Source organism: Streptomyces sp. NPDC006544, from assembly GCF_040611715.1.
Classification (GTDB): Bacteria; Actinomycetota; Actinomycetes; order Streptomycetales; family Streptomycetaceae; genus Streptomyces.
Genome location: NZ_JBEXOV010000171.1, coordinates 1 through 9,117 on the forward strand (window position 1 = coordinate 1; position 9,117 = coordinate 9,117).

Genomic DNA, 9,117 nt, shown 5'->3' on the forward strand with positions numbered 1-9,117 from the left:
CAGCAAAGTGCCTGGTGAGCCGGCCAGCAGCCGACGAGCCCCAGTCATGGTCACACTGCACTACCGATGGCACGACCATTAATGCAACGGCATTGTCATGCCTTCGACAGAGGGGACACAGTCATACCGGGCCCGGAGGCCAGCGGCCCCGTTGCAGGACCGCGAAAAACATAACGGGGGGCGGGCACCTCGGCCAGACGCTCCAGCAGTCCGGGCACCTCCTCGGGGGTGAGCTGTGGGTAATCGCGGAACTGGTCAAGGGCAGGCGGTATCGGCGATGATGCGTCGGCAGGCACGGTCTTCCAGGCAGGTCACGGGGCGTCGAGAACTCCATGATCTCGGAAGACCGTGCCTGTCCGCCTCCAGGGCCCACGGGTTGACAGATCGTCACGAACCCGACGACCTTCTACTCCGCCGAAGCCCCGGCGGCGGGCTTTCTCGGAGCCGTCATCATCTACAACCCGGTCACCTAGGACGTCCGATTTTGACCGACAGCTCTCCCGAAAGGAGTGGTGAGCCGGCATGCACAAGATCCGATGCGAGATCGACACCGAGTACCGCGACCCCGAGGCACTGGCCGATCTCGCCTGGCGCTGGCTCACGGAGTGCCCGGACCGCCTGGAGCACGAGACCTTCCAGGCGCTCCTCGACTCCACCGGACAGGTGCAGGAGTCGCTCAGCAAAGCGGTGCCGTGCGGTCCGCCCGGAACGCTCTGGGGCTTCCTCAGCGTGCACAGCCTCAGCCAGGGCGGCCGGATCACCAACCGCGCCCGGGTGCTGACCCGCAAGAACCTGCCGATGCTGCGCAAGTGGCTGGCCCTGGACGTGCAGCTGGTCGAGACCGCGCTCTACCGGCTGGACGACGAGGGCATGCCCGGTGAGCAGCTCCTGCGGGTGGGCGTCGCGCGCGAGGACGGCTCCGAGGACTGGGTCAGGCTCAGCGTGCACACGCCCGAAGACCACTTCGGGCCGGCCGCCCAGGCGCGCTGGACGGACCTGCTGCGGGACTTCTCGCAGGAGGTGGACCCGTGCTACGCCCAGATCGGCTACGGCCTCACGCTGGGCCGCACCGAGCACGAGGAGCGGGTCGGCCCGCCGCAGCCCAAGCGGACGCTGCCGGAGTCACGGCGGCTGCTGCGCGGGTACGAGTGGCTGATGGTGATCCCGCGCGAGATCGCCCAGCAGCTCGGCGGCGGCGACGGGATCGCCGCGGCCGGTGACTTCCACCGCGTCGAGACCCTGCGCGATGGCGCGGTACTGCTCCAGGTCACACCGGAGTTCGACGGCTTCACGGGCGAGGCGATCGAGCGGACGTGGCGGCTGCTGCGCCCCGCACTGAGGCCCGGGATGCCCAGGCGCTACCGGGACTCCGACCAGACCAGCCCGCCGAGCCGGATCTGGTACGCCGACATCGTCTGACCCCGCACGGCCGGGGATCACGGGGCGTAGGACTCCATGCTCTGGAAGCCCGTGCCTGCTTCATACCCGGACCGACCCGCCCACCGCGGACCGTGACCAAGTGGACGACTCGTCACTTTGCCGAGGCCCTGCGTCTGCGGGTCTGCGGCAAGGGTGCTCCTTTGGGGCTGGCCCTGCCGATCCTGAAAACGGGTCGGCACGCGGTCTGGCAGAAATCCGAGGAATTGGTAAGTGCCCGCCGAGTGGCACTGTCAGGTGCTGTGCGGACAACACCAATGCTCACGAGAATCCCCGGTTTCGCTAACCGGGGGTTTGCCGCTATATTTCCGCGCCGCCGCCTGGATCTGCCGTTGCCCGTGACGAGCGGCGAGCGGTGCCATCAAGGGCGTCGGAGCGGGTGCCGCAGCCCGGGCGGGTCGATCCCATGGGCAGGCGTCGGCGTGTGCCGACCGCTTACGCCGCCACCGTGGATCTGCTCACAGCGAGGGTGGTCCTGGACGACTGTCGACGGTCGTTGCGTAGGCTGGCGTCGTCGTCGCGGTGGGGGACCGAGGGAGCCGGCCGGCCCCTCCGAACCCGCCTGGCGGTGCGTCGGAGAAGTCGGACGATCGGTCGGCATCAGTCCTCGAAAAGATTGGGGAGAGCTGACCGGAGATGCGACTCGTTGTAAGGTAGGGAAACTGCCCTTGACCTGCAAAAACGCAGGCAGGGAGCCTAGATCCAGGGGTACCCCGATGATGCGTACGATGTTCAAGTCCAAGATCCACCGGGCCACGGTCACCCAGGCTGACCTGCACTATGTCGGGTCCGTGACCGTCGACGCCGATCTGCTCGACGCGGCGGACCTGTTGCCCGGCGAGCTGGTGCACATCGTCGACATCACCAACGGCGCACGGCTGGAGACGTACGTCATCGAGGGGGAGCGGGGGTCGGGGGTCATCGGGATCAACGGGGCCGCCGCGCACCTCGTACACCCCGGGGACCTCGTCATCCTCATCAGTTACGCGCAGGTCGAGGACGCCGAGGCGCGGGTGCTGAAGCCGCGCGTCGTGCACGTGGACGCGGACAACCGCATCATCGAACTGGGCGCGGACCCGTCCGCCCCGGTTCCGGGAACGGATCAGAAGCGCAGCCCCCACGCGGTGGCTGTCTGAGGGGAGCCGGACACCATGGCGCAGGCCGAGTCGTTCCAGTGCGTGGACGACCGCACCTCCGGCAGGCTGCTGCCCGTCGAGGGCGGCGTGGTGGTCGGTTTCCTCGCCCAGGCGCCCGTGGCGCCGGCCGAGGTCGTCGCGGCCGCCACGGCGCAGCTCGACGCGGACTCCGACCTGTGGTGAGTGCCCGGCCGGCCGGAACGCGACCTCGCTGAGGCGCCGCCGCGGCCCGCCGATCCGGAACGGCGCCCCCGCGGGGGCGCCGTTCCTCGTGGTGCGTACGGGACCGGAACGCGGGAAGGTGGAGGGCATGACCCAACCGCCCGTGCCCGACCCCGTGCCGCCCTCGCCGCCGACCCCCGGTCCCGTGCCGCCGTCGCCGACGCCTCCGATGCCCGGTCCCGGACCGTTTCCGGACCCCGTCCCGAGGCCGGCACCGCCCGCGCCCGGTCCGGTCCCCGAACCCGATCCGGTGCCACCGCCCCCGGGCCCCGCACCCGTTCCGATGCCGGAGCCGCTGGGCTGAGCGAGCCCCTGACCCGCCCGGACCAGGCCGCTGGCCGGGCCGCGCCCTGTCGGAACCAGGGCCTGGCCAGGGCCTGGCCAGGCCGTGCGCCCCGCCCGACAGCAGGCCCGGCTCGGGCGTCGTGCCCTGTCCGGGACCGGCCCCGGATCGGTCCCGGACCGGTCCGGGGCCGGAGCCGCGGCCTCAGGCCGTGCGGACCTCCGAGCGGTCGCCGCTCCACAGGGTGTGGTACGAGCCTTCGCGGTCGGTGCGCCGGTAGGTGTGCGCCCCGAAGAAGTCCCGCTGGCCCTGGGTCAGGGCCGCCGGCAGCCGCTCCGAGCGCAGGGCGTCGTAGTAGGCCAGCGAGGCCGCGAAGGCCGGTACCGGGATGCCCTGACGGACCGCTGCCACCAGCACCTCGCGCCAGTCCTCCTGCGCGGCGCCGATCTCCTCGGCGAAGCCGGCGTCCGCCAGCAGGCTCGGCAGCTCCGGCCGGGCGTCGTACGCGGAGCGGATCCGGTCCAGGAACGCGGCCCGGATGATGCAGCCGCCGCGCCACAGGGAAGCCACCGCGCCCGGGTCCACGCCCCAGCCGTACTCCTCGCTGCCGGCCTGGATCTGGTGGAAGCCCTGCGTGTACGAGACGATCTTCGAGGCGTACAGGGCCTGCTCCACCCGCGCGGCGAAGGCGTCCGCCGCCTCGGCGGAGAGCGGCGCCGCCTTCGGGCCGGCCAGCCCCCGGGCGGCCGTACGCAGCTCGCCGTGGCCCGAGACCGCGCGGGCGAACACGGCCTCCGCGATGCCCGACACCGGAACGCCCAGGTCGAGGGCGATCTGCACGGTCCAGCGGCCCGTGCCCTTCTGCTCGGCGGCGTCGGCGACGACGTCCACGTACGGCAGACCGGTCGCGGCGTCCGTGTGCGCGAGCACCTCGGCCGTGATCTCGATCAGGTAGGAGTCCAGGCGGCCCCGGTTCCAGGCGCGGAAGGTCTCGGCGATCTTCGCGGGGGAGTAGCCCGCGACCTCGCGCAGCAGGTGGTAGGCCTCGGCGATGAGCTGCATGTCGGCGTACTCGATGCCGTTGTGCACCATCTTGACGAAGTGGCCGGCGCCGTCGGGGCCCACGTGAGAGGTGCAGGGCGTGCCGTCCGCCGCCTTCGCGGAGATCTTCTCCAGCAGCGGGCCGAGAGAGGCGTAGGACTCCTCGGAGCCGCCGGGCATGATGCTCGGGCCGAGCAGCGCGCCCTCCTCGCCCCCCGAGATGCCGACGCCCACGAAGTGCAGGCCCCGCTCGCGCAGTTCCTTCTCCCGGCGGCGGGTGTCCTCGAAGTGGGCGTTCCCGCCGTCGATGATGACGTCGCCCGGCTCCAGCAGCGGGGCGAACTCGCGGATCACGGCGTCGGTGGCCTCGCCGGCCTTCACCATGATGATCAGACGGCGCGGGCGCTCCAACGCGTCGACGAATTCCTTGGCGGACCCGGCGGCCACGAAGCTGCCCTCGTGGCCGAACTCCTCCACCAGTGCCGTGGTCTTGGCCGCGGTGCGGTTGTGGACGGCCACCGTGAACCCGTTGCGCGCGAAGTTCCGGGCGAGGTTGCTGCCCATGACCGCGAGTCCGGTGACGCCGATCTGGGCCGTGCTGCTGCTCATTGCGTGCGCTCCTGAGTGCGTCGACAGTGCATTCGATGTGCGGAGGAATGCCGGAACACCGACGCTACATCGGTGGAGATCCGGATCGCCGTACCGCTTTCGGCGGGAAATCAACTTCCCTTCCCCCGGGTCTTGTTGTGTGCCTTGTCATGCTCCGGTCGCGCCGTTAGGTTGCGAGGCTCCTGATGTCTTCGATGGGGGCTCCCATGGGTGTACGGGGCCGGCACCGCCGGTATCAGCCGAGCAGCATCAACCGGGCCTCGCTCGTCGTCACCGCGGGCGGTGCCGGTATCGCGCTCCCGTTCATCGGTGCCGGGGTCGCGAACGCCGCCTCCGTGGACACCTGGAACAAGGTCGCCAGCTGCGAGTCCACCAACAACTGGCACATCAACACCGGCAACGGCTACTTCGGCGGGCTCCAGTTCAGCCAGAGCACCTGGCGCGCCTTCGGCGGCACCGCGTACGCCGCCCGCGCGGACCTCGCGACCCGGGAGCAGCAGATCGCGGTCGCGGAGAAGGTGCTGAAGGGGCAGGGCCCGCAGGCCTGGCCCGCCTGCGGGAAACGGGCCGGACTCAGCCGCAGCGGCCCGGCGCCGGCCCCCGCTGCGCAGCCCAAGGCGCCCGTCGCCCCGCTGCGGCAGGCCCAGCAGGCCCAGCAGCCTCACCAGGCCCAGGGGCAGCCGCAGGGGAACGGAGCGGTCGCGGCGAAGAGCACCACGCCCCACCCGGCCGGGACGTCCGTCCTGCCCGACCCGTACGTGGTCGCGCCCGGGGACTCGCTCTCGCTGATCGCCACCGAACAGCACGTCCAGGGCGGCTGGCAGGCGCTGTACGAGACCAACCGGGCCACCGTGGGCGGCAATCCGGACCTCATATTCCCCGGTCAGCGCCTCGCCTTGCGCATCACGGCGGCGCCGCCGGCCCCCCGTCCCGAGAAGCCGCCGCGCACGGCCGAACCGGTCAAGCCCGTGGAGCCGGCGGCGCAGCAGCCGCAGGAGAAGCCCGCGGAGAAGCCGGCCGAAAAACCAGCCGAAAAACCGGCGGAGAAGCCGGCCGAGAAACCGGCCGAGAAGCCCGTGCTGCAACCCGCCACCACCCGGCAGGACGCGCCCTCCGGCTACTCCGCGCCCGTGGACGCGGGCCTCGGCACGGCCTACCACGTCGCCGGTTCCTCCTGGTCCAGCGGCTACCACACGGGTGTCGACTTCCCGGTGGCCACGGGGACCTCGATCAAGGCCGTGGGCCCCGGCGCGGTCGTCTCAGCCGGCTGGGCCGGTGCGTACGGCTACCAGGTCGTCATCCGGCACCCCGACGGGCGGTACTCCCAGTACGCGCACCTGTCGGCGCTCGGAGTCAAGGCCGGTCAGCAGGTCTCCGGAGGGCAGCGCATCGGCCGCTCCGGATCCACCGGCAACACGACCGGACCGCACCTGCACTTCGAGATGCGTACGGGCCCCGGCTACGGGAGCGACATCGACCCGCTGAAGTACCTGCGCGGCCACGGGGTCGACATCTGACCCCACCCGTTGCGGCGACCCCGGTGATCCGGCCTCCGGCGACCCCGCTGCTCCTGACCCCGAGAGCCCTGACCCCGAAGGCCCTGACGCGACCGTCGGCCCGCCCGGGCGGCGGGAGCCGTCCGGGCTCGGCGGGCCCGAAGCAGCCGGGGAGTCCGCGATGCGGGAGTCCGAGATCCGGGAGTCCGAGATCCGGGAGTCTGCGGCCATCCCTCCGGCGCCGGCCCGCGCCGCGGCCGCCCGCTCCGGCCGCGGCAGCAAGGTGAGCAGGACCAGCCCGGTCCCGGCCAGGGCCGCGCTCACCGCCGCGGCGGCGGCGCCGGCCGCCCCGTAGCGGAAGCCCTCGTCGAACATCGTGATGCCGACCGCCGCCGCGATCACCGGGTTGGTCACCGTCACGGTGGCCAGCGGCGCGGTCAGCCCGGCGCCGTGATAGGCGGCCTGCGACAGCAGCAGCCCGGCGCCCGCGAGCGCGGCCACCGAGGCGAGTTCCGGCCACAGCGAGACCAGCGCGTCCGGGGCGAACCGCTCGGCCACCCACTTCGTGAACACCGAGGCCATGCCGAAGGCCGTGCCGGCCGCCGCCGCCAGCAGCACGCTGCGCGCGGTGGGCCGCCGCCGCATCCGCCGCGCCATCAGGAAGAGCAGGGCGACCCCGCCGCCGGTAGCGGTCAGCAGCATGCCCTCTCCGTAGCCCGAAAGGACCCGCTCCGCCCCCTCGTCCCCGCCCGTCAGGGCCAGCAGCCCGGCCAGGCCGACGGACGCCAGCAGGGCACCGCGCCAGGCGGCGGCGCCCGCCCGGCGGCGTACGAACACGGCCGCCATCGGCAGGGCGAAGACGATGGTCAGGGCGCCGAGGGGCTGCACGAGACTCAGCGGCCCGTAGGCGAGCGCCACCACGTGGAGCAGCGCCCCGAGGCCGTTCAGCGCGATGGCGGCGTACCAGCCGCCCCGGCGCACGGGGGCGTACGGCCGCCCCGTCGACGCGGACGCGACCCGTTCCTGGACGATCGCCCCGCCCGCGTACGCCACCGCGGACACCAGGCAGAGCAGGACCGAAAGGGCTAGGGCACTCATAGAATCCACAATGCCCGAGACGGGAAGGCTATTCCTCCACCTGAAGGCGGGCACGAGTAAGGCTTGAGGCGTACTCCGTTCGCAGTAGACGCGAACAGGTTTGGCTTCCGCCGGGAGGGGTCCGTACACTGGCCCTTTTGGGGACTTCCGCAGCATGCGGACGCGGACGACTGATCAAGGAACGGCAGCGGGCATGACGGTGACCGAAGACAGCCAGGACTACGGGCACGCCTACGGACCGGGCGTCGACCCCGACCGGCTCGCCCTCTGCCTCAGTGTGCTCGACGAGCTGGACAAGCTCGATGTCGACCACCCGGACGCGATCACCGTACGCCGCGCCACCGCCGGCCTCTACCGCACGGTCAAGCAGCGCCGCCGCCAGGACCGCCGCGCCGCCAAGACCGCCAACGACAAGGCCGTCACCGAGGCGACCGCGACCGGCTCGGCCGAGCGCATCGACGACGAGACCCAGGGCAACGCGCTGACCGCCGCGGCCAATGGCCCGATCGCCGGAATACTCCAGCGTCCGCGCTCCTGCTACGTCTGCAAGACCCGCTACGTCGAGGTCGACGCGTTCTACCACCAGCTCTGCCAGGACTGCGCCGCCTTCAACCACGCGCGCCGCGACGCCCGCACCGACTTGACCGGCCGCCGCGCCCTGCTCACCGGCGGCCGCGCCAAGATCGGCATGTACATCGCGCTGCGGCTGCTGCGCGACGGCGCGCACACCACCGTCACCACCCGCTTCCCCGGCGACGCGATCCGCCGTTTCAAGGCGATGCCCGATAGCTCCGAGTGGCTGCACCGCCTCAAGATCGTCGGGATCGACCTGCGCGACCCGGCCCAGGTCGTCGCGCTGGCGGACTCCGTGGCCGCCGAGGGCCCGCTCGACATCCTGATCAACAACGCCGCGCAGACCGTGCGCCGCTCCCCGGGCGCCTACAGCGAGCTCGTCGCCGCCGAGAACGCCCCCCTCCCCGCGGGCGAGCTGCCCAGCTCCGAGATCATCGGCACCTTCGGCAGCGGCACCGTGGACCGCGTGGCCGCGCTGCCCACCGGCAAGGGCGAGAAGCTCAGCGCCCAGGACGTCACCGAGCTCGCCCTGGTCTCCGGCTCCGCGTCCCTGGAGCGGATCGCGGCCGGCACCGCGATCGACGCGGGCGGCCTGGTCCCGGACCTGCACGACACCAACAGCTGGATCCAGACGGTGTCCGAGGTCGACCCGATCGAGCTCCTCGAAGTGCAGCTCTGCAACTCCACCGCGCCGTTCATCCTCATCAGCAAGCTGCGCCCGGCGATGGCCGCGGCCGAGGCCGGCCGTCGCTACGTCGTCAACGTCTCCGCCATGGAGGGCGTCTTCAGCCGTGGCTACAAGGGCGCCGGCCACCCGCACACCAACATGGCGAAGGCCGCGCTCAACATGCTGACGCGCACCAGCGCCCAGGAGATGTTCCAGAAGGACCAGATCCTGATGACCGCCGTCGACACGGGCTGGATCACCGACGAGCGCCCGCACCCGGACAAGATCCGCCTGGCCGAGGAGGGCTTCCACGCCCCGCTCGACCTGGTCGACGGTGCGGCCCGGGTCTACGACCCGATCGTCCGAGGCGAGCTCGGTGAGGACCTGTACGGCGTCTTCCTCAAGGACTACGCGCCCGCCAACTGGTAGGCCGCCCGGCCCCCTCCGCCCGTCGTACCGCGCGCCCCCGCCCCCTCTGACCGTGTCGGAGGGGGCGGGGGCGCGCCGCGTTACCCCGTTCGGTCGTACGCTCCCGCCGCGACCAGTTCCAGCACC

The 9,117-nt window shown here is 72.0% G+C and carries 6 protein-coding genes and 1 pseudogene; 5 read left to right on the forward strand and 2 right to left on the reverse strand.

Going from position 1 to position 9,117, the window contains the following annotated elements; all coding sequences use genetic code 11:
* The first annotated feature begins 522 nt into the window (after window positions 1–522).
* The 3 genes from ABZY44_RS36655 (at window position 523) to ABZY44_RS36665 (ending at window position 2,756) form a co-directional block, all read left to right on the forward strand.
* Entirely contained in the window at window positions 523–1,419 is an 897-nt protein-coding gene (locus ABZY44_RS36655) for a hypothetical protein (RefSeq protein WP_356661712.1), read from the forward strand.
* Window positions 1,420–2,153: 734 nt separating this feature from the next.
* On the forward strand, window positions 2,154–2,573 hold the full coding sequence (gene panD, locus ABZY44_RS36660; RefSeq protein WP_356661714.1) for an aspartate 1-decarboxylase: 420 nt from the start codon (window positions 2,154–2,156) through the stop codon (window positions 2,571–2,573).
* A gap of 15 nt (window positions 2,574–2,588) precedes the next feature.
* The gene (locus tag ABZY44_RS36665; RefSeq protein ID WP_356661716.1) at window positions 2,589–2,756 is read left to right on the forward strand and encodes a hypothetical protein; all 168 of its coding nucleotides are present in this window, start codon (window positions 2,589–2,591) and stop codon (window positions 2,754–2,756) included.
* Between the two features lie 526 nt (window positions 2,757–3,282).
* On the opposite strand, the gene gndA is transcribed toward ABZY44_RS36665, so the two are convergent.
* Window positions 3,283–4,728, reverse strand: a complete 1,446-nt coding sequence (gene gndA, locus ABZY44_RS36670) for an NADP-dependent phosphogluconate dehydrogenase (protein ID WP_356661718.1) — start codon at window positions 4,726–4,728, stop codon at window positions 3,283–3,285.
* A gap of 206 nt (window positions 4,729–4,934) precedes the next feature.
* Here gndA and ABZY44_RS36675 point away from each other — a divergent pair, with 206 nt between their 5' ends.
* Window positions 4,935–6,245, forward strand: coding sequence for a transglycosylase family protein (locus ABZY44_RS36675; RefSeq protein ID WP_356661720.1), 1,311 nt, complete (start codon window positions 4,935–4,937; stop codon window positions 6,243–6,245).
* Between the two features lie 261 nt (window positions 6,246–6,506).
* Here ABZY44_RS36675 and ABZY44_RS36680 read toward each other — a convergent pair.
* Window positions 6,507–7,322 (reverse strand): annotated as a pseudogene (locus ABZY44_RS36680) (DMT family transporter); the annotation flags it as partial.
* A 193-nt stretch (window positions 7,323–7,515) separates the two neighbouring features.
* Between ABZY44_RS36680 and ABZY44_RS36685 the strand changes: the two are divergent.
* On the forward strand, window positions 7,516–8,991 hold the full coding sequence (locus ABZY44_RS36685) for an SDR family NAD(P)-dependent oxidoreductase (protein WP_356661722.1): 1,476 nt from the start codon (window positions 7,516–7,518) through the stop codon (window positions 8,989–8,991).
* Window positions 8,992–9,117: the final 126 nt, after the last annotated feature.

Bases quoted from the DNA above. Each gene is read 5' to 3' on its own strand.
- ABZY44_RS36655 (WP_356661712.1), top strand. From the start codon at position 523: ATGCACAAGATCCGATGCGAGATCGACACCGAGTACCGCGACCCCGAG.
- panD (WP_356661714.1), top strand. From the start codon at position 2,154: ATGATGCGTACGATGTTCAAGTCCAAGATCCACCGGGCCACGGTCACC.
- ABZY44_RS36665 (WP_356661716.1), top strand. From the start codon at position 2,589: ATGGCGCAGGCCGAGTCGTTCCAGTGCGTGGACGACCGCACCTCCGGC.
- gndA (WP_356661718.1), bottom strand. From the start codon at position 4,728: ATGAGCAGCAGCACGGCCCAGATCGGCGTCACCGGACTCGCGGTCATG.
- ABZY44_RS36675 (WP_356661720.1), top strand. From the start codon at position 4,935: ATGGGTGTACGGGGCCGGCACCGCCGGTATCAGCCGAGCAGCATCAAC.
- ABZY44_RS36685 (WP_356661722.1), top strand. From the start codon at position 7,516: ATGACGGTGACCGAAGACAGCCAGGACTACGGGCACGCCTACGGACCG.